The organism is Streptococcus oralis, assembly GCF_001983955.1.
Taxonomy (GTDB): Bacteria; Bacillota; Bacilli; order Lactobacillales; family Streptococcaceae; genus Streptococcus; species Streptococcus jiangnanensis.
On sequence record NZ_CP019562.1, the window covers coordinates 1,326,094 to 1,348,407 of the forward strand.

Here is a 22,314-nt window from a genome sequence, read left to right on the forward strand (position 1 = left end):
ACTAATTGATTGTCCCCAACTAATCACCATTTCCCTTTTTCAAGTAAAAATTGATAGCTACATTACTTTCATATTTTATCATACTATTTAAAAAAAGGCTAGAAACATCAAACATTTTTTAAAATTTATTTTACTATTTAAAATTCATATTTTCTTATCGAATTCCCCATCAATTTATTGTATCGTTTTCTCCTATCATCGAAACAGAAACTGGTATATTTTACCGCTATTTTTTAAAAAATAAGTTCACCTTGTTTTCGATACCAGATAGTGTTTTTATCATTTTGGTTATCTGATTTCATAAACGTTAAATTGTTCTAGAGAGAATGCTTCTACCTATTAAAAAGACCAGGTTTCCCTGGTCTTTCTGAGATACAATTAGAAGAAATACTGATTCATTCTAGTCTTCTTTTTTGCCTTTAGTGGCCACTAGACCTGCACTCAAACCAAGAAGAGCTAGGCCTGCTGCTAGGGCTGCTTGACTTTCTGCACTTCCTGTATTTGGTAACTGTTCTTCTTGAGCTTGACTAGCTTCACTTGAAGCAATTTCTTTTGTATCTGCTTTTTCTGATACTTGTGGTTTTGTAGATTCTTGAGGTACTGGTTTAGTTGTTTCACTAGCCGTACCAACTTCTACAATGCGATCTTGAGCCATGACTTTATCATAGCTTTCTTTTTCAGTTCGCTTGCCATTTTCAACTTCGATCAAGTGAACACGGATACCTTTTTGACCTTCTTGGAGAACACGAGTTTGACCCGCTGGAAGCTGATCATTCTTTTGTTCCTGAACCTTGAAATCAATTGTTTCTTCTTCGATTACAAGTTCTGGTCTGTTAAGGACTAGGTTCTTCACTTCATCTTCTGGAAGAGAAGTTCCTGGTTTAGTGCCAACTTCTACTATACGATCTTGAGCAGCGACTTTATCGTAAGTTTCTTTAAGCTGACGTTTTCCATTTTCCACTTCAATCAAGTGAAGACGAATACCTTTTTGACCTTCTTGTAGGACACGAGTTTCTCCTAGGTACAACTTATCAGACTTACGCTCCTGAACCTTGAAGTCAATGATTTCTTCTTCGACTATAAGTTCGGGTCTGTCGAGGACAAGGTTCTTCACTTCGTCTTCTGGAAGAGAGGTTCCTGGTTTTGTTCCGACCAAGACGATGCGGTCTGTCGGAGCCTCTACCACTTCGCGAAGTTTTTCTTCCTTACTTCCACTAGGATTAACCGCTGTGAAGATCCGTTCCTTACCAACTTTTCCTTCTTGTTCTACACGAGTTTCACCTAGATACAGTGTTGAATCCTTTTTCTCAACTGTCTTATAGGCCAAATCTTTTTCAACAAATTCGAGTTTTGGAAGATCTTCTTGTACAGCAGCAACAGTCTTCTCAGAAACTGGTTTTTCCTTAGTCAACTGAATACGGTATTCCTTGACTTGTTTTCCACTTTCTGAAACAAGGCGAACAAGTACTGGAAGGCTATCGTCTCCGCTATCTACAACTGTTGAAGCTACTTGATTACTTTCTTCGACTGAGACTTTTGGACGTTGACCTTTATAGGTGATTTGGTAGTCTTGACGATCTTCAGCGAGGTCAGGAAGCTCTTTTCCATCGACAAGAATCTTTGATTGGGTACTTTCTTGAGGCAATTCACTTGGTGCAAGGAAGGTCATCTCAATCATCGCAACACCGCTCTTGTCTGCTTTACGCTCCATACGCCATCTCATGGCTTTGGCTTTGACAGCTTTAAATGTTACGTTGATTTCATCACCAGCTGCGATGTCTTTATCCGCACGATAAGGAACAGCTTCCCAATTTTCTGGATTGTTGAATGGATGGGCTGCATCGTAGGCTTGGTAGTTTGAATAGTAGGTTGGCACTTCAAACTCTGGGCCAATATAACGTTCCAAAACGAGTTTAGATGGTGCATCTGTACCACTATCTGCAAAGAAATGAAGTTTGGCTTGCGCTACAGTCCGTTCTACAATCTTACCATTTTCACGGAAGATCACACCTGCTGATACTTCTGGATTAGAAGATGGTGTTGGAGACCAGTTTGTCCAACGACGATTTTCTGAATGATTTCCGTCATTGAGATAGTCCACACGGTCATGGGAGTTTCTATCAATGTCGTTAGTGGCTGAAGCAAAGGCGCGGTTACTATTTTCATCATACTCTGGGTTATTTGAAAGAGCTTCACCAAGTTTGTCTGTCACTCGTACAGTGAACTCAGCAACAAGATCACTACCAAGGACACGACCTCGAACGGTAAATTGACCTGCTTTTGTCAGATTTTCTGCTGGAACTTCTTCCCATTCAACTGCCAAGTCTTTTGTTTCGTAACCGTCTTTACCTGTGAAGTAAACCGGAACCTTAGTTGGCAATTCAAGTGGTTGTCCTACTTGTAGCAAGCGAGCTTGTTTGACCGCAGCAACTGGTTTACGAGAGAGCAAATCTTTATTGCTTGTAAAGTGTAGACGGTATTCTCCTAGGATGTCGCCATTTTCAGCTTTCGCGATGACACGGACTGGCTCTCCTTCACGAACACTTGGAACGACGGTAGCGAGACCATTGTTGCTAACACTTGCTGTTACTGCAGGAACTTTTCCATCTACAGACTCAAGGTAGTAGTCTGTCAAATCAGGGTTGAAGTTCGCTAAGTCTTTACCGTAAACTTGGATTCTCGTTTGTCCTTGTTTAGCTGCTGCGACTTGTTTCGCAAAAATTTGTACTTCTGTGATAGACGTTCCTTTCTTGCTATCAAGTCGAACCATACGAATGCGAACCGCATAGGTTTCAACCTTGTCAAAGCTGAAATGATTCATTTCTCCAGCTTTTAATTGAGCTGGTGCTTTGAGATTGCTTACCTCTTTCCAGTTTGCAGGATCATTAAAGGCATGGTTTTCCTCACCTACAAAGCTAGGGTTTTTAGGGGCTGTTGGAACGGTCTTACCGACATAATATTCAATCACATAAGACTTCGGTACACCAACTCCGTGGTCTTCGTGGAATCCGACACTTAGATTATCAACTGAACGTTTGCTCAAAATACCTGAATCTCCGAATAGGACACCAACTGAAGCTTCTGGATTACTACGGTTCCAGTTTGTCCAACGGTTAGCTGGGCGATCATTAAAGGAAATCAATTTATCGTTGACATTTGAAACAGGATCAGTTGGATTTGAGTCTGAAGCAAAGGCCAGTGGCAATTCTGAACCGGTCCATTGGTCAGAAATATTTGCACCCTGCTCAGTTTGAGCAGATACGCGAACATGAAGTTTAGTTGTTAATTGCGTACCTTCTAGACGACCATTAACTGTAAAGACACCTTCCTTGGCGTATTGGTCAGATTGAATCGCATCCCAAGTAACCTTAGCTGATGAAACGTGACCATTTGAATCGTAGGTACGAACGCTTTCTGGTAATTGAGGCGCTTCTGCGATTGGGGTCGTCACACTGACTTCTTCAACTGAAACGATGCCTTCTACAGAGACTTTTGCACGCGCCTCAAGGTCAAGTCCTTCAACTTTACCTAGAACTTCAAAGGTTTGATAGTGATCGAGTTTTTCTTTTGGAATAGCTTGCCAAGTGACTTTATGAGTTTTAGGGAAACCTTTGTCATACTCAACCGTTACTGTTGTTGGAAGAGTAGGTTCTTGATGCAAGTCTGTCACTACATTTACTGGACGGATCGATTGCGCAACCTTCGTCTCAGTATTGGCTTGGATAGTGAGTTCAACTTGGCCTTTAGCTCCCTCATATTCCGCTTTCAGAGTGACTGCTCCTGGCTTATGTAACTCAAGCATTCCTTTACGAACCGCGACTTCCCCTTCACCACTTGTAGAGAAGGTTACTTTATCAGCTGGTAAAACTGCTTGTGTTCCGTCTTGATAGTGAGCGAGTACAGACAATTTCACTGTTTGGTCTTCTTTAAGACCGTCAACTTGCTCTACTTGTAAGCTCAAGTGGTCAATTTTCGGTGCTTCTTCAAGGAATTGAATTGCATAGGTTTGAAGAGGTCCACCATCTTTTGGTTGAACATAGATGCTTGCACGCATGCCGTTTGCTGCACTTGCTTGGACTACAGTAACAGCTGCATTTTCAGCACTTGCTACAACTTCTGGCAAGGATGCACCGTAAGCAAGAGTTCGATATTGCATTGGATTTTGAGTAGTAAGACCAGTGACAGATTCGCCACCAACAGTTACATTTGGTACTGCAGGAGCCGCAGGATTACCTTCTTCTACCACAAGGGTAGCGTGAATAGTCTCACCACCCAGTTGACCAGTCATTTGAATACGTGATCCTGCAACTGACAGTTTAGCTTTATCTGCTTCCGCAATCTCCCACTTATCAACTTCGTATTCTTGTACGCTTCCATCCGTAACAGCAATAGAAACGTATTTGTCAACAGCGCTCAAGTCTGTTCCTGGAGCAACACGCTTAACAGTTGGAAGCTCATTTGCGATTGCTAGAATTTCGACACGGGCCTCAACTTCGCGTCCGTCTGCCATACCTTTAACAGTCACAACTCCTGCTTGGCTCACATCAACTGAAGACCAAGTGACTGGACGTTTTTCACGACTGCCATCACTGTAGATAAAACCGACTGTCTTCGGCATTTTTGGCTCTTTCTCAATAACAGTACGTACTTTTGGTACTTCTGTACCTAAAACAGTCTTTTCTTGTCCTTCTTTCTTACCTGTAAAGACAGTGACTTGGTCCGATTTCAAGAGATCTGAATGAGCTGTCAGTGTGAATTTACCTGCTTGCTCAGTTGATTTAACAATGGCAACCCCTTTACCGTTAAAGGCTCTGCGAATCCAAGAACCATCTGGTTGTGCCTTGTAGCGTTCACGGCTGGCTTGTTCCCCATTATCTACACCGACAAGTTGACCTTGGCCATGTAATTGGAAGCGAACCAGATTATTAGCAGTTGGTACCACATTTCCTTCACTGTCTACGATTTCATAGTAGATGTAAGTCAAGTCTTTTCCATCTGCAGCGATTGCGTGTTCTTCCTTGATGAGACGAACACCTGCAGGTTGACCTGCAGTGGTAATCTTGTCACGTGCAATTTCTTTACCAGCTTCATCACGAGCTACTGCTTCTAAGGTACCTGGTTGGTAAGCAACCTTCCACTCAAGATAGAGTTCCTTAGCATTGGCACCTTCTTGGTAGGTACGACCATCACTAGTTTGTTTTTTGTTGAACTTTTTAACACCGAGAGATTGACCGTTCAAGAACAATTCAACACTTGCAGCATTAGAGTAAGCGCGAACTGGAATCTTTCCTTGTGCATCTTCTACTTTAGAGGCCAAGTCTCTATTCTCCCAGTTCCAGTGAGGAAGGAGGTGCACCATTGGTTTCTTCTTGACAGAAACCCATTGACTTTGGTAGAGGTAGAAGTCATGTTTTGGAATACCGGCTGTATCTACGATACCAAAGTAAGAGCTCTTAACGGGAGTTTGGTTTTGGTTGTGCCATGGTGTAGGTTCACCGATATAGTCCGTACCTGTCCAGATAAACTGTCCAGCATAGCCAGCGTTGTCACGGTCAAACGTCCATGAATCTGTTGCCGTTTTACCCCAGCCAACTCGGTCATTACCATAGTCAGACTGTTCGTAATGACGCTCAGGTCCGTTACTATGTTTCAATTCCTGTTCAGGGCGATAGTAACTTCCACGTGTACGGGTAGCTGAAGATGTTTCAGAACCGTAAATCAACCAGTTTGGATGTTTCGCACGAAGTTTCTTGTAGTTATCTTCTGAATAGTTGAAACCAACTGCATCCAGTTCATTAGCAATTTTCTCATGATCACCGCTACCATCACCAAAGCGGAACTTATCTGCTCCCATGGTAACATAACGTGTAGTATCAACATCTTTAATCACTTTTACTAAGCGTTTAACCGTTGCAAGAGAATGAGCATTACCATTGGCTTCACCGATTTCGTTTCCGATAGACCACATGAAGACAGCTGGGTTATTTTTATCTCTTTCGACCATGGTACGAAGATCGTAGTCAGACCATTTTTCACCTTTTCTAGCTTCTGGGTGAGTGGCATCTTTTTCAAAGAAACGTCCGTAGTCATATGGTTTCTTGCCACCATACCACGTATCAAAAGCCTCTTCCTGAACCAGCAAACCAAGTTCTGCTGCGATTTGCAATGTCTGTGGACTTGCAGGGTTATGAGTTGTACGGATGGAGTTAACGCCCATCTCCTTCATTTGTTTGAGACGACGGTATTCTGCTTTATAATTTTCTTCTGCTCCAAGCGCTCCGTGGTCATGGTGCAAGGAAACACCATGGAATTTAATGCGTTCACCATTCAAAGAGAATCCTTCATTTGGAGTCCAATGATAGTAACGGTAACCAAACAAATCTTTCTTAGCATCAACCAATTGACCGTCACGGTAAACACGCGTAATCAATTCGTACAAGGCAGGTTTATCATTTAAAACTGTCCAGAGTTTTGGTTGTTCAACTTCTAAAATCGCATAAAGACTTGTTGACTCATGTGCTTTCAAGGTACGGCTCGCTGTACGAACCAAGCCTGTTACAGCCTGACCACCACGTTCAACGATTTGATACTCTGCCACTAGTTCATGGTCTTTATCGTCTGTATTGACAATTCTGCTGGCTACATGAGTTTCAACCTTACCATGTTGCTGTTGTTCTAGTTTTGGTGTTAAGATAGTTGTTCCATTTTTTTCAACATGAACCTTATCAGTCACTTGCAAGGTTACATCACGGTAGATACCACTACCTGAGTACCAACGGCTACTTGGCTGTTTGTTAACCGCATGGACAGCAATCACATTCTCACGACCATCTTTGTGAAGGTATTTGGTGATATCGTATGAGAACTGGTTATAACCATTTGGATAATGCCCCACTAACTGGCCATTGACATAGACTTGAGAATCCATGTAGACACCATCAAAGGTGACACGAACATTTTTCTTGAGATCTTTTTCATCAAGTTTAAAGGTCTTGCGATACCAAGCTTCACCACCATTGAGCTGTCCACCCTCGTTTTGGGCAGGTGACTGATGGTCAAAATCGTTAAAGATACTCCAATCGTGTGGGAGATCCAATTTTTGCCATGTTGATACATCGGCATCTGATTTCACAGCTTCTTTAGGATTCGCATTGAGTTTAAAGTGCCAATTTTGATTAAAATCCACTTTTCTATCTTCAATCATTTGATTCACTTCTTCATTTGTCGCAGCTTTCAACTCTTCCTTGACAGGCTTTTCCTGACTTGAAGCTTGAGATTCTACCTTTGGATCTGTTTCTTCAGGTTTTAGAGACGCCTTCTCCTCTTTTGGAGCTACAGGTTCCTCTTCTTTCTTCTCGGGTTTGCTTGCTTCAATTGGAGTGGCTTGACTTTGATCGACACTTGCAGCATCCTTGTGCTCTGCTACAGCTTGATTTTCTTTTTCCACCACTGCCGGACTTTCCTCTTTTGCTTGTTCCACAGTGTGGGTGATAGGAGTTTCATCCGCGAAAACTGGTGATTCTCCAATGACACTTCCTCCAAATAGAACCGCACAGGTTCCAATCATGACAGAGCAAGCGCCTACGGCAAACTTACGAATGCTGTAGACTCTTTTACGATTCCAATGGCCTTTTTCCATAAAGTCCTCCTTTAGTAACCGCTTCCATTTTCTTGTAAGCGTATTACTTTTTCATAGCCTTTTACCCTTATTTTATAAAATAATATAGGAATTTTCAATATCCTAAACACAAAAAATCATATTTTTGATTGTTTTTTCTAAAATTTGTAGAAGATTCGAAAAAAGTGAATGTAGATTTAGAACAAAAAAACAAACAAATTTTTGACACTCAGTTAAATAGTATAAAAAAAGTTCCTTTTGTAAGGAACTTTTTTACTTATAATTAAAAGTCTCCCCTGCCAACTTATCAGCTAACTTGGGAAAGAGGGTATAAAACTTATGGGCTAGGTTCAACAAAACTGGGAGATTGAGTTCCCGTTTGTTTTTTCCTATGATTCTGACAATCTTTCTAGCGACTGCATCTGGTTCTAAGAGAAAGCGGTCAACCGACTTGAGGTAGGTCCCATCTGGGTCTGCCTGGTCAAAAAAGGCAGTACGAATCGGTCCTGGATTAACCGTCGTTAGATAGACACCATAGGGCATCAGTTCGAGGCGCAAAGCGTTTGAAAATCCAATAGACGCAAACTTGGTCGCCGAATAGAGACTGGACTTGCTAGTCGCTATCAAACCTGCCATGCTGACGATATTGATGATATGGCCTTTTCGATTTTCTTTCATGCGAGCTCCAAGACGACGAGACAGATTCATCAGAGCAAAGGTATTGACCTCAAACATCTGATGAATGTCTTGATCAGAAATCTGGTCAAATTCCTCAAAAATCCCGTAACCAGCGTTGTTAATCAAGACATCAATCTTGCCATAACGGAGATAGAGGTCAGCTACCAGAGCTTCTATGGCTGAGTCATCAGTAATGTCGATTTCAATCCATTCCACATTAGGTTGATTTCCGTAGAGTTGAGCTAATTTTTCCTTGTTTCTACCTAGTAAGATGAGTTGGTCATTTGGCAAGAGTTTGACCATTTCTTGGGCTAAGCCACCGCTAGCCCCAGTGATGATGATGGTGCGCATCTCTATTCCTTTCAAAGTTTTGGTCAATTAATGAAATCTTTTTCCAGCTAAATAATGAGCATAGGCTTGATCAATGACAGGAGCAAACAGATGATAATCCTCCCAGCTACCTAAAAATTCTAAAGGCAAGTCATACAAGTCATTGACTACAAATTCGGAATAATCATCCATATACTGATGTTCATAATAGTCATTTACAAAAGCCTGAAAATCCTTTGTAATATCCATCGTTCCCAGTTTACCATCGTACCAGTCTAAAAGATAATCAACACCCAAAGTTTGCTCTTTTTTTATACTTTGGAATACCGTTTCTTCATCAGGAGACATCATTTCTTTGGCATCATGCTGGATGAGCCAAGTAACGAAAAAACCGATATGATTCGCAGCCCAACGATAAATCTCCCGATAATCTTTTTGAGTTAGCTCTTCTTTTTGTAATTGATAGCTGTGCAAGTAGTTGGTTAATGCATTTTCAAAATACCAATCTGCTTTATCCAATAAACGATTTTCAACAGTCATCTTATTTCCCTCTTAATGAACCTGAAACATTATAACTCAACCTCTTCCAGATCTTTGACCACATGGACATTCTCAAAAACAGTTGCTGCATCTTTCTTGAGCTGGCTGATATCTTTTGAGAGGAAACGAGCACTGATATGATTTAGTAGGAGGCGTTTGGCACCTGCTTCAGCCGCTACTTGTGCTGCCTGCATATTGGTTGAGTGACCGTGATTGCGAGCAATTTTTTCATCTCCCTTGCCATAAGTCGACTCATGGACAAGAACATCTGCATTGACAGCTAGACGCACACTGGCATTGGTTTTTCGGGTGTCGCCCAGAATGGTGATAATCTTACCTGGACGTGGCGCTGAGATATAGTCAGCAGCTTTGATTTCAGTTCCGTCTTCTAGAACAACGTCCTGACCGTTTTTGATTTTTCCAAAAAGCGGACCAAATGGAACACCAGCAGCCCTAAGTCTTTCAGCATCCAAGGTTCCTTCTAAATCCTTTTGCATGACACGGTAACCGACACAGAAAATAGTGTGGTCCAGCTCCTCTGCATACACTGTGAATTTATCGGTCTCAAGGATTTTCCCTAGAGAATCTTGGTCAAACTCATGAAAATGAATGCGATAAGGCAGACGAGAACCCGACACACGAAGGCTGGTTAAGACAAATGACTTGATCCCTTGTGGTCCATAAATGTCCAAATCTGTCTGCTCTTCATTAGCTTGAAAAGCACGGCTAGAAAGGAATCCTGGCAAGCCAAAGATATGATCTCCATGCAGGTGGGTGATAAAGATTTTGCTGACCTTCCGTGGTCGAATCGTGGTTTCCAGAATGCGATTTTGCGTTCCTTCTCCACAGTCAAAGAGCCAGACTTCGTTAATCTCGTCCAAGAGTTTCAATGCGAGACTTGAAACGTTGCGGGCTTTAGAGGGCTGACCAGCCCCTGTTCCTAAAAATTGAATATCCATTCGATACTTTCTAATTAATCAATATATAACATGGCTGTGCGATTTTCCGATCGGAAATAGCGACTGCCAGAAAAAGCAACAGCTTCTTGCAGTAAATCCTCTTGACTGTAGCCTTTGAGTCGTTTGCGACCATCTGCCAAACTTTCCAAATCAGTCAAAGCTGTGAGACTCTCCACACTAACAACTTTCTCATCTCCGACAGCCTTCATGTAAATCTTTCCAGATTCTTCAAAGACGAGTTGATGAGGGAAAATTTGCGCAATTTCAAAGAGCAAGTCATCCGAGATTACCTCTTCATTTTCAGAGAAGATCCGCCCCAGACCCTTACTCTCATAGCAAAATCCAAAAGATTTGCCAGATAAATTAAGACGAATAAAAGGCTTATTTTCAAAGGTGAAACTTGGCTCAGCATTGTAGAGGTTCAGTTCCTGACTGAGTTCTGCAAAGTAATCCGTCGCAGCTTCAGGACTCTTTTTCTGATAAAGTTCTGCAAAGTAGGCATTGACTACACTCGGAGGAGGTGTGATGAGAGCTAACTGCTCCTGCTCTGTTTTGCCAGCTAGAAGCTGATCCAGATAGACCTTATCCAGACTTGTATAGCCCCCATATTTTAGAGCCAAGGTTTTAATATCAGTCATAAAATTCCTCTAACCTCCATTTATTTTTCTCGGAAATGTAGCCTGTAATCACTTCTCCATCATCTTGGTAGTCAAAATCTTCAAGAATCGCCACACTTTCCAAATCATGAATCTTGTAGGATTTTGAAAAAGGCACGCGCAGGGTAAAGACTTCAAAAATATTCTTGATCTTCTCCAAAAACAATGCTTGCAACTGCTCACGACTATCCTCAGACTTGGCAGAAATGAGGGCATAAGGCGTTTGAGTCGGCGTGAAATCCTCAACCAAATCCGCTTTATTATAAAGGGTCAAACGAGGAATATCCTCCATATTCAAGTCTTTCATGATGGAGAGGACTGTTTTCTCATGCTCCTCGTGGTAAGGATTGCTGGCATCGATGACATGAACTAGTAGATCCACATGCTTGCTTTCTTCCAAGGTTGACTTAAAACTGGACACCAATTCTGTTGGCAAATCTTGGATAAACCCAACCGTATCAGTCAAGGTAACCTGAAGATTACCCCCTAGATGGATGCTCTTGGTCGTCGCATCCAGGGTCGCAAAGAGCTCGTCTGCTTCATACTGGGTCTTACTGGTCAAGGTGTTCATGATGGTTGATTTCCCAGCATTGGTGTAACCAATCAAACCAATCTTAAAGGTACTTGACTCCAAGCGTTTTTCTCTGACTGTGGCCCGATTTTTCTCAACCACCTTGAGCTGACGCTCGATATCTGTGATTTGATTGCGAACACTACGTCGGTTCAGTTCCAACTGACTCTCACCTGGACCACGAGAACCAATTCCCCCTGCCTGACGGCTGAGCATAATTCCCTGACCAACCAAGCGAGGTAAGAGGTACTTAAGCTGGGCCAAATGCACTTGAAGTTTCCCTTCGTGGCTACGAGCCCGCATGGCAAAGATATCCAAAATCAACTGCATACGGTCAATCACCTTGACACCCAGAACTTCTTCTAGATTGACATTTTGCCGTGGAGTTAAGCGGTTATTGACAATGACTGTGGTAATTTCTTCTGCATCAACCATCCGCGCAATCTCTTCCAACTTACCAGAACCGACAAAGGTCTTGGAGTCATACTTTTCCCGTTTTTGCCTGTAGCTATCGACTACGACTGCCCCAGCTGTCTTGGCTAGACTGGCCAATTCTTCCATAGAGAGGTCAAAATTGTCCATGCCCTGTAATTCCACACCAATCAGCAGAACTCGCTCCTCTTTTTTCTCCGTTTCAATCATGTAAAAACTCCTCAATCTGGCTTAGAATGCGCTCCTTCACACCAGACTCTCCTATCTGATAAAAGGTCACCTGCATGCGATTACGGAACCAGGTCAACTGACGCTTAGCAAAACGGCGGGTCGCCTGTTTGAGACTCTCGCTTGCTTCCTCAAGAGTTTGCTCTCCTCGAAAATAAGGGAAGAGTTCCTTGTAGCCAATGCCTTTAGCAGCCTGCACATCTGGATAATAGTCAAAAAGCCACTTAGCCTCATCCAAAAGTCCAGCCTCAAACATCAGATCTACTCGACGGTTGATACGTTCATAAAGCTGACTGCGTTCATCATCCAAGCAAATAATCAAAGCTTCATAAGGACTTTCCTGATTTTCCAAATCCTGACCAAAATGGGCAATTTCCAAGGCACGCATGGCACGACGACGATTAAACTGGGGAATTTCAAGACCTGCTTGCTCCACAAGATGGGCTAATTCCTCATCTGAATAAGGCTCCAAACTAGCCCGATAAGCTACAATCTCCTCATGAGGTGTTTCCCCACCTAGATGATAGCCTTCAAGCAAGCTCTGGATATAAAGTCCAGTTCCACCAGCGATAATGGCTAGCTTGCCACGGCTTTGAATATCCTCAATAGCCTTCTTAGCTTCTGAAACAAAATCAAAAGCCGAGTAAGACTCGGTCACCTCTCTGACATCAATCAAATGATGAGGAACAGCTGCTTGCTCCTCTGGGCTAGCCTTGGCCGTCCCAATATTCAACCCTCTGTATACTTGCTGACTGTCACCACTGACCACCTCTCCACCAAAGCGCTTGGCTACTTCAATAGCAAGGGCTGTCTTCCCAACAGCGGTCGGTCCAACAATCACAATTATTTTTGTTTTCATCTTTTTTCCTTGAAAAATTTCCATTTTTTCGTTACTATTATTATATCACAAAAAGGTCAGTCAGAAAAATGCTACCACTTGGGGAGCCTGGCTGATCGGGAAGATAAAGGAGGAAGACTCATGGCTAAAGGATTCGCTAAAGGTCTTGTAACAGGTGTCGCAGGAACTGTCGCTGCTGTTGCAGGTGCAGTATACGCAATTAAAAAGAAAGTGATTGAGCCAGAAGAGCAAAAAGCAGCTTTCATCGAAGAAAACCGCAAAAAAGCAGCTCGCCGCCGCGTATCACATTAAGCAACAAAAGAAGTTGAGAAATCTCAACTTCTTTTTATTTTCTTAAATGGCCAAATCAAACTTCAGTTGTGGCTTGACTGGATCATAGTCAACTAACTCAAAGTCTTCCGCTTTGATATCAAAGAAATTAGTCCCATCAGGAACATTTAAAACCAAGCGTGGTTGGCAGTTTGACGGCTCACGACGGAGCAATTCCTGAGCTTGTTCAAACTGATTATCATAGATATGAAGGTTGTTGATAAAATAGAAAAACTTCCCAACCTTCCAGCCGAAATGCTTGGCAATCATCATTTGAAGAGCCACATACTGCATAGCGTTAATGTGGTGGGCCACCAACATATCATTCGAACGCTGGGTCAAGGTCGCATCCAGATAGATTTCTCCATCTACTCGACGGACATCAAACATGGTCTGAAAGGCGCATGGAAGGAGGCCGTCTGTCTCTTCAAAAGCTTGGTAATCCCAGAGAGAGATAATATTGCGGCGGTTCCAAGGATTTTCTTCCAATTGTTTGAGAATCTTATTGATGATGTCGTGTTTCTTAACAACTGCACCGTAGCGCTCACCAATGGTTCCTGTATCTCCCACTTCCCAGTCATTCCAGTAGTGAACATTGTACTTGCTATTTAGCACTTCTAGGCAATTAGACTGATCTTGGTAGATCCAGAGCACTTCCTTGATGGCGGATTTGATTGCAATCGGACGCAAGGTTGTAATGGGAAATTCCCCCTTAGCCAAGTCATACTCGGCAAAGGCACCAGTTACGTACTTGGAGTTGGCAACAGTCCCATCCTTGTACTTGGGACGTGCTTGTTCAGAAAAGACACCGTCTTTGAGGATTCGTTCAATATTTTCTTTAAAAATCGTATCAGCTTTTGTCATTTACTCTCACCTCATTTATTGTCCTAACTAGTATAGCATAAAAAAAGAAAGGAGGAAAATCACTGGCTTTAAAGTAGTGTTTTTCTCCTTTTATGATCTTATTGCAATACAAGTGATGCCGCACCGATAACTCCAGCGTCATTTCCTAGAGTTGCAAGAGCCAATTTTGTGGATGTGCGTACTTGTGGGAAGGTATTTTCGTCGTAAACCTTTTGAACACCTTGTAGAAGGAATTCTCCCGCTGCTGACACCCCACCACCGATAACGATTGTTGATGGGTTGAGGATGGAACCGATGTTAGCACATGCGATTCCCAAGTAACGTGAGAAGTTACGGTAAACGATCAAGGCAAGGTCGTCCCCTTCTTTTGCAAGGTCAAAAACAGTTTTGGCTGTTACTTCTTCACCGTCGTCTATCAAGCGTTTCAAGGCCGCATCGCCTTCGTATTCATCTGCATATCGACGAGTCAAGTTGACAATCCCTGTTGCAGAAGCAACTGTCTCAAGACAGCCTTTTTTACCACAGGTACATGCGATTGGTTGGTCAAAGTCAACAGTGATATGGCCAAGCTCACCTGCCGCACCAGCAACACCGTGAAGCAATTTGCCTTCTGCCACGATACCACCACCAACACCAGTACCAAGTGTCATAAAGACAACGTCCGGTTGGTTGTCGCCTGCCCCCATCCAGCGCTCACCAAGAGCAGCTACGTTGGCATCATTATCAATGAAGAATGGAATCCCCAAGGCTTTTTCAATCTTTTCTTTAATCGGTTGAAGGGTTTTCCAGTTGAGGTTGTAGGCACCGATAACAGTCCCTTTTTCACGGTCAACCACACCAGGTGATCCCATTCCAATACCTCGGAAATCCGTAGCTGACAATCCAAGCAAGTCCAAACGATGCTGAATAGACTCAATCATATCATCTACAATATGGCTTCCTTCGTCCAAAATATTGGTCTTAATAGACCATTTTTCTTGGATTTCTCCCTCTTGAGTTAAAATTGCGAACTTGACAGATGTTCCACCAAGGTCAATCCCAATAATCTTTTGACTCATCGTCTTCTCCTTTTTAATTGAAAATGCTTACAGATATAGTATAACAAAATCGTCTCTTTTGTGCAAAGGTTTGCAGGCTACAAGCCAAAATTAAAACATCTCATTTGCTTCACTATTTGTAAAAATTAGTCACCTAAATGTTGAATGGCATAGTTTGCTTCTTCTTTGGTAAATTTGTCAATACTAGGAGAAGTTAGCCAGTGATAAATTTGCGTTTTTGAGAGATTGTTATGTTTTCGGTATCCTCTTGCTTTAGCTAAGGCATTCGCCTTATAGTCTGCTTGCAAATGATTGATAGCATATTGTGCAGTGTCACTATTAAAACCTTCATAAATTAACATCTCATAAATTCTTTTTTTTGACAAATGAATCCTATTATAATCTTGTGCTGTCTTTAAAGCAGCATTGTACTGCTTCCCATCTAGTTTTGGTTGCCGCACACCATCGTATCCTACATAGTGACGGCCACCATCTACCCATTTATCCCTTACCATTTTGCCTTTAGAATCAACATAGTAACGACCGCCATCTACCCATTCATTCTTGGCCAACTTTCCATCTGATTTATAATAATAATCTCCTACCCATTTATTGCGAGGATAGCTGCCTTCTGATGGTAGATTAAGTTTTTGAATAGCATAGTTGGCTTCTTCTTTGGTAAATTTGTCAATACTAGGAGAAGTTAGCCAGTGATAAATTTGCGTTTCTGAGAGATTGCTATTTTTTCGGTATCCTATTGCTTTAGCTAAGGCATTCGCCTTATAGTCTGCTTGCAAATGATTGATAGCATATTGTGCAGTGTCACTATTAAAACCTTCATAAATTAACATCTCATAAATTCTTTTTTTTGACAAATGAATCCTATTATAATCTTGTGCTGTCTTTAAAGCAGCATTGTACTGCTTCCCATCTAGTTTTGGTTGCCGCACACCATCGTATCCTACATAGTGACGGCCACCATCTACCCATTTATCCCTAGCCATTTTACCATCTGATTCAACATAATAACGGCCACCATCTACCCATTCATTCTTGGCCATCTTTCCATCTGATTTGAGGTAATAATTTCCTACCCATTTGTTGCGAGCGTAGCTGCCTTCTGCTGTTAGATAATAATATGAACCATAGTTTTTATCATAAATCCAGTCACTTTTAACCTTTTTTCCATCAGAATCAACATAATAACGACCACCATCTACCCATTCATTTTTAGCTCTCTTTCCATCTGATTTGAGGTAGTAATTTCCTACCCAGCCAGACTGAACTTTAGATTGTGATTTATCCTGTTTAGGAGTTGTTTCTTTAGCTTTTTCAGCAGGTTTTTGTGCTGGTGTTTTCGGTTTCTCAGCAGGTTTTTGTGCTGGTGTTTTTGGTTTCTCAGCAGGTTTTTGTGCTGGTGTTTTTGGTTTCTCAGCAGGTTTTTGTGCTGGCGTTTTCGGTTTCTCAGCAGGTTTTTGTGCTGGTGTTTTTGGTTTCTCAGCAGGTTTTTGTGCTGGCGTTTTCGGTTTCTCAGCAGGTTTTTGTGCTGGTGTTTTCGGTTTCTCAGCAGGTTTTTGCGCTGGTGTTTTCGGTTTCTCAGCAGGTTTTTGTGCTGGCGTTTTCGGTTTCTCAGCTGGTTTTGGTGCTGGCTTTGGCGCTGGTTTTGGTTGCCACACACCATCGTCTCCTACATAATAACGACCACCATCTACCCATTCATTTTTGGCCATCTTACCATCTGATTTTAGATAGTAATTGCCTACCCATTTGTTGCGAGCGTAGCTGCCTTCTGCTGTTAGATAATAATAGGATCCATAGTTTTTGTCATAAATCCACTCAGCTTTAGCCATCTTACCATCTGATTTAAGATAGTAATTGCCTACCCATGTGTTGCGAGCGTAGCTGCCTTCTCCTGTTAAATAATAGTATGACCCATAGTTATTGTCATAAATCCATTCATTTTTAGCTCTTTTCCCGTCTGATTTTAGATAGTAATTACCTACCCATGCGTTTCGAGCGTAGCTACCTTCTGCGGTCAGATAATAATAGGATCCATAGTTTTTATCATAAATCCATTCACTCTTAGCCATTTTACCATCTGATTTAAGATAGTAATTGCCTACCCAAGCATTTTGGACATAGTTTCCCGAAGCATTTAGATAGAAATAAGAATTAGCTTTTTTATCAAAAATCCACTTATTAGTAACTTTAGTACCATTTTCATAGTACGATGAGCCTACCCAACCAGACTGAGCTGTAGATTTGGACTTATCCTCTTTAGGACTTGTATTTTTAGGTTTCTCAGCAGGGTTTTGCGCTGGTGTTTTCGGTTTCTCAGCTGGTTTCGGCGCTGGCTTTGGCGCTGGTTTTGGTTCTGGTTTCGGTGCTGGTGTTTTTGGTTTCTCAGCAGGATTTTGCGCTGGTGTTTTTGATTTTTCAGCTTGATTTGATGCCGAAGTTGTATTCTCTTTTACAACCTTACCATTTTTAGATGCATCCTTTTCTTGAGCAGAAACATGCTGAGCCGAAAAAGGAAAGTCTCCAGTTGTATCTGATAATGCAATCAGTCCCAGTGTTGCAGTTGCTAAGCTGGTTACTAAAATTTTTTTTGATTTTTTCATAAAAATCTCCATTATTTTTATTGATTTATACCTATAGTATACCATATACTTAATTTTTTTTACACTCAAATAATAACTATTTATGAAAGCCCTATTTTAAAATGAAGTGCAACACAAAAGACATGTTCATCTGATATACTGGAGTTGCGAAAAACAGTATAAAGGAAGATGAACATGTCCACTAATTATTCTCATACAAGCACTTATCTGAAGCTGAGCGAGTAGAAATTGAAGCTTATTTAAACGTAGGACTCAAACCTGCTGAGTTTGCTCGTAGACTGGGGGAAACTGCTCTACTATTACGCGTAAAATGAATCGTGGTTCCATAACACAAGTGAAATAAGTCAATGGGCAGAAGATCTATTACCTACACCATTATGCAGATGCTACCCATAACCATTATCAGTATGCTAGAGAAGCCAGCTATTATTTGAAACTAGATCGTTTATCGGACGACTTTCTGAAACAATTTACAGAAGTAATGGGAGAGAAACCAACGGGATATAGCATAGATGCCTTTGTTCACACCTATAAACTCCAACCCCTTTTTGAAATAGGAGAACCTTCTATTTTGAACTTGGCTATAGTCCGCAAAAAAGCTGTTTGAGCTCACTCAAACAGCTTTAAAGATACTCTCTTAATTAGAGGAACAACTTTGTTGCACTTGACTTGTCAATCAGTGTTAAAATAGTTATTCTAAATAATTAGTCACCCAAATGTTGAATTGCATAGTTGGCTTCTTCTTCTGTAAATTCTCCACCATAAGGCGAAACTAGCCATTTATGTATTTCCGATTTCGATTTTTTATTATATTTACTAAGAATCCTTGCTTTAGCTAAGGCATTCGCCTTATAGTCGGCTTGCAAATGATTGATAGCATATTGTGCAGTGTCACTATTAAAACCTTTAAAAATTAACATCTCATAAATTCCTTTTTTTGACAAATGGATATTATTATAACCTTGTGCTTCCTTTAAAACTGCTGAGTATGGATTCCCGTCTGTTGGTTTTGGTTGCCACACACCATCATATCCTACATAGTAACGGCCACCATCAACCCATTTACCTATTACCATTTTGCCTTCAGAATCAACATAGTAACGACCGCCATCTACCCATTCATTCTTGGCCAGCTTTCCATCTGATTTATAATAATAGTATCCTACCCATTTATTGCGGGCAGAGCTTCCTTCAGGTGTTAAATCTAGTTTTTGAATGGCATAGTTAGCTTCTTCTTCCGTAAATTTATCAACTTTCGGAGAGGTCAGCTTTCTATATATTTCTGATTTAGATGAAGTACCATATTTTAAATGCATTCTTGCTTGAGCCAAGGCATTTGCCTTATAATCTGCATTCAAATGATTGATAGCATATTGTGCAGTGTCACTATTAAAACCTTCATAAATTAACATCTCATAAATTCCTTTTTTTGACAAATGAAGGCTGTTATAACCTTGTGCTTCCTTTAAAGCTGCTGAGTATGGATTCCCGGCTGCTGGTTTTGGTTGCCACACACCATCGTATCCTACATAGTAACGACCACCATCTACCCATTTTTTACTAGCCATTTTACCATCTGATTCAACATAATAACGGCCACCATCTACCCATTCATTCTTGGCCATCTTACCGTCTGATTTAAGATAGTAATTTCCTATCCATTTGTTGCGAGCGTAGCTGCCTTCTGCTGTTAGATAATAATAGGAACCATAGTTTTTATCATAAATCCAGTCACTTTTAACCATCTTTCCATCAGAATCAACATAATAACGACCACCATCTACCCACTCATTTTTGGCCATCTTTCCGTTTGATTTGAGATAGTAATTACCTACCCATTTGTTACGTACGTAGCTTCCTTCTCCTGTTAGATAATAGTATGACCCGTAGTTTTTGTCATAAATCCATTCACTCTTGGCCATCTTTCCATCTGATTTGAGATAGTAATTGCCTACCCAAGTGTTACGAGCAGAACTTCCTTCTGATGTTAGATAAAAATATGAACTCGATTTCGTATCATAAATCCATTCATTTTTAGCTCTTTTCCCGTCTGATTTTAGATAGTAATTACCTACCCATGTATTACGAGCATAGCTACCTTCTGCTGTTAAATAATAATGTGCAGAGTACTTTTTATCATAAATCCATTCATTCTTGGCCATCTTTCCATCTGATTTGAGATAGTAATTGCCTACCCAAGCATTTTGGACATAGTTTCCCGAAGCATTTAGATAGAAATAAGAATTAGCTTTTTTATCAAAAATCCACTTATTAGTAACTTTAGTACCATTTTCATAGTACGATGAGCCTACCCAACCAGACTGAGCTGTAGATTTGGACTTATCCTCTTTAGGACTTGTATTTTTAGGTTTCTCAGCAGGGTTTTGCGCTGGTGTTTTCGGTTTCTCAGCAGGTTTTTGTGCTGGTGTTTTTGGTTTCTCAGCAGGTTTTTGTGCTGGTGTTTTTGGTTTCTCAGCAGGTTTTTGTGCTGGTGTTTTCGGTTTCTCAGCAGGTTTTTGCGCTGGTGTTTTTGGTTTCTCAGCAGGTTTTTGCGCTGGTGTTTTTGATTTCTCAGCTTGATTTGACGCCGAAGTTGTATTCTCTTTTACAACCTTACCATTTTTAGATGCATCCTTTTCTTGAGCAGAAACATGCTGAGCCGAAAAAGGAAAGTCTCCAGTTGTATCTGATAATGCAATAAGTCCCAGTGTTGCAGTTGCTAAGCTGGTTACTAAAATTTTTTTTGATTTTTTCATAAAAATCTCCATTATTTTTATTGATTTATACTTATAGTATACCATATATTTAATTTTGCTTTCAAATCAAATATTAAATATTAACAAATAAATCTAAAACTTAATTGAAAACCTATAGTTATATCACTTCCAACTCATACAAACCTCTGACTGCGTTACAGCCATAGATAGCTTCTGCTTGGTTCAGGTCTTCCAAAGTCATAATTTTCTCTTTTACCTGTCCTGTTTCCAGCAAATGCTGACGATAAATTCCTGGCAAAATTCCTAGACTGGTAGGCGGTGTGTAGAGTTCTCCAGCAATTTTCAGAACTAGATTCCCGATAGACGTTTCCAATAGCTCTCCTGCCACATTATGGTAAATGATTTCCTGTTCCCCTATGCTCAAGTGCGGTCTGTGAGTGGTTTTGAAGTAGGTAAATGCTTGCTGCAAATCAGCTTCTTGCAGACAAAGTTGAGCCTGACAGAAACTAGGACTAAGGGGTGTTAATACTTGACGACTGAGTTCTATCTCTCCAGACTTGCTGAGGGTAATTCGCAAACGGTAGTCTTGATTAGCATCACAAGCCTGACACTCTTCCTCTATCTTTTGTCTCAGGTCTTCCGGATCAAAAAGATAGGCAAAATAACGGCTCGCCTTTGTCAGTCTTTCCAGATGTTGATCTTCAAACAGCAGTTGTTTTTTGCTGATTTTCCCAGTTGTAATCAATTGGAAACGTGGTTGTTTACGATAGAGTACAGCCGCCTTTTGATGAACTTCACGGTATTCAGACTCCCAAGTACTATCCCAAGTAATCCCGCCTCCAACTCCATAGATAGCTTGGCCCATATAGAGTTGAATGGTCCGAATGGCGACATTGAAAATCCGTCGTCCATTTGGAAGCAAGAGACCAATCGTTCCGCAGTAAACTCCTCTGGGTTGAGGCTCCAAGTTCTTGATGATTTCCATGGTCGCAATTTTCGGTGCTCCTGTGATGGAACCACATGGAAAGAGCGAACGGAAGATTTCAACTAGCTCAACATCCGGTCGTAACTGACTCTTGATGGTCGAAGTCATCTGCCAAACAGTTGAATACTGCTCCACCTGACACAGACGCTCCACGTGCTCACTCCCCACCTCAGAAATACGGTTCATATCGTTGCGCAAAAGATCCACAATCATCATATTTTCAGAACGATTTTTAGGATCCTGTTCTAGCCAACTAGCCTGTTCTAAATCTTCTTGGTTAGTCACTCCCCGCTGGGTTGTTCCTTTCATTGGGCGAGTCGTTAATTCCCGGTCATTTTGCTCAAAAAAGAGCTCTGGGCTCATGGAAATCACCGCCATCTCGTCATGTTCAACATAGGCATTGTAGCCCGCCTCCTGCTCTACCACCATGCGATTGTAGATGGCAAAAGGATTGGCACTTAAGTCTTGCTTGAGTTGGACGGTGTAATTTACCTGATAGGTGTCCCCCTGACGCAAATGATGGTGAATCTGGGAAATAGCTTTTTCATAGTTCTCTGCAGATGTTTGTTCCCGCCACTTTGAAGGCAAATCTACTTCCTCATAAGTCAGTGGAATAGGGGATGTTTCCACCCTATCATGAACGGTAAAGTAAAGCAAATACTCGCCCAGTAAAGGAGCTTTATGAACTGCTAGTTTCTCCTCAAAAGCAGGTGCAGCCTCGTAACTGACGTAGCCCACCACATAATAGCCTTGTTCTTGGTAGCTCTCCACCTGTGCCAGCAAGTCCGCCACTTCTGATAAATCTCTCGTTTTTAACTCTTTGATAGGCTGGGTAAAGGTGTATCTCTCCCCCAAAGCCCTAAAATCAATCACTGTTTTTCTATGCATACCTTAAGTATAGCACAAAAAG

Annotated in this window: 13 protein-coding genes and 1 pseudogene; 2 read left to right on the forward strand and 12 right to left on the reverse strand. The window is 41.4% G+C overall.

Annotated elements, in window-relative coordinates; translation table 11 throughout:
• Positions 1-400: 400 nt before the first annotated feature.
• From bgaA to miaA, 7 genes are all read right to left on the reverse strand, one after another.
• A complete protein-coding gene (gene bgaA, locus BWR56_RS06475) occupies positions 401-7,639 on the reverse strand; it encodes an LPXTG-anchored adhesin/beta-galactosidase BgaA (protein ID WP_071851144.1) in 7,239 nt (2,412 codons plus the stop codon).
• Between the two features lie 252 nt (positions 7,640-7,891).
• On the reverse strand, positions 7,892-8,647 hold the full coding sequence (locus BWR56_RS06480) for an SDR family NAD(P)-dependent oxidoreductase (RefSeq protein WP_049506134.1): 756 nt from the start codon (positions 8,645-8,647) through the stop codon (positions 7,892-7,894).
• Positions 8,648-8,674: 27 nt separating this feature from the next.
• Positions 8,675-9,166, reverse strand: coding sequence for a DUF7832 domain-containing protein (locus tag BWR56_RS06485; protein ID WP_049506136.1), 492 nt, complete (start codon positions 9,164-9,166; stop codon positions 8,675-8,677).
• A gap of 29 nt (positions 9,167-9,195) precedes the next feature.
• Entirely contained in the window at positions 9,196-10,125 is a 930-nt protein-coding gene (rnz, locus tag BWR56_RS06490; RefSeq protein ID WP_049506138.1) for a ribonuclease Z, read from the reverse strand.
• A 14-nt stretch (positions 10,126-10,139) separates the two neighbouring features.
• Positions 10,140-10,763, reverse strand: coding sequence for a cystathionine beta-lyase (locus BWR56_RS06495; protein WP_049506140.1), 624 nt, complete (start codon positions 10,761-10,763; stop codon positions 10,140-10,142).
• Positions 10,756-11,994, reverse strand: coding sequence for a GTPase HflX (hflX, locus tag BWR56_RS06500; protein WP_049506142.1), 1,239 nt, complete (start codon positions 11,992-11,994; stop codon positions 10,756-10,758). Before hflX ends, BWR56_RS06495 begins: the two co-directional genes overlap by 8 nt.
• Positions 11,987-12,871, reverse strand: a complete 885-nt coding sequence (gene miaA / locus BWR56_RS06505) for a tRNA (adenosine(37)-N6)-dimethylallyltransferase MiaA (protein WP_049506144.1) — start codon at positions 12,869-12,871, stop codon at positions 11,987-11,989. The genes hflX and miaA overlap by 8 nt, the downstream gene beginning before the upstream one ends.
• 120 nt (positions 12,872-12,991) lie before the next feature.
• Here miaA and BWR56_RS06510 point away from each other — a divergent pair, with 120 nt between their 5' ends.
• Positions 12,992-13,162, forward strand: coding sequence for a DUF3042 family protein (locus tag BWR56_RS06510; RefSeq protein ID WP_001051782.1), 171 nt, complete (start codon positions 12,992-12,994; stop codon positions 13,160-13,162).
• A gap of 42 nt (positions 13,163-13,204) precedes the next feature.
• Here BWR56_RS06510 and BWR56_RS06515 read toward each other — a convergent pair whose 3' ends face one another.
• The 3 genes from BWR56_RS06515 to BWR56_RS06525 form a co-directional block, all read right to left on the reverse strand.
• Positions 13,205-14,044, reverse strand: a complete 840-nt coding sequence (locus tag BWR56_RS06515; protein ID WP_049506146.1) for a thymidylate synthase — start codon at positions 14,042-14,044, stop codon at positions 13,205-13,207.
• 98 nt (positions 14,045-14,142) lie between these two features.
• Positions 14,143-15,102 carry an ROK family glucokinase gene (locus BWR56_RS06520; RefSeq protein ID WP_000078588.1) on the reverse strand — a complete coding sequence of 320 codons (960 nt, stop codon included), beginning with the start codon at positions 15,100-15,102 and terminating at the stop codon, positions 14,143-14,145.
• 125 nt (positions 15,103-15,227) lie between these two features.
• A complete protein-coding gene (locus BWR56_RS06525) occupies positions 15,228-17,702 on the reverse strand; it encodes an Ltp family lipoprotein (protein WP_081390679.1) in 2,475 nt (824 codons plus the stop codon).
• 168 nt (positions 17,703-17,870) lie between these two features.
• Between BWR56_RS06525 and BWR56_RS06530 the strand changes: the two are divergent.
• A pseudogene (locus tag BWR56_RS06530) lies at positions 17,871-18,243 on the forward strand (helix-turn-helix domain-containing protein); the annotation flags it as partial.
• Between the two features lie 163 nt (positions 18,244-18,406).
• Here BWR56_RS06530 and BWR56_RS06535 read toward each other — a convergent pair.
• Both BWR56_RS06535 and pabB read right to left on the reverse strand, forming a co-directional pair.
• The gene (locus tag BWR56_RS06535) at positions 18,407-20,458 is read right to left on the reverse strand and encodes an Ltp family lipoprotein (RefSeq protein ID WP_081364917.1); all 2,052 of its coding nucleotides are present in this window, start codon (positions 20,456-20,458) and stop codon (positions 18,407-18,409) included.
• A gap of 118 nt (positions 20,459-20,576) precedes the next feature.
• Positions 20,577-22,292 (reverse strand): aminodeoxychorismate synthase component I, encoded by a 1,716-nt coding sequence (gene pabB, locus BWR56_RS06540; RefSeq protein WP_076984681.1) that lies wholly within the window; start codon positions 22,290-22,292, stop codon positions 20,577-20,579.
• Positions 22,293-22,314 lie beyond the last annotated feature (22 nt).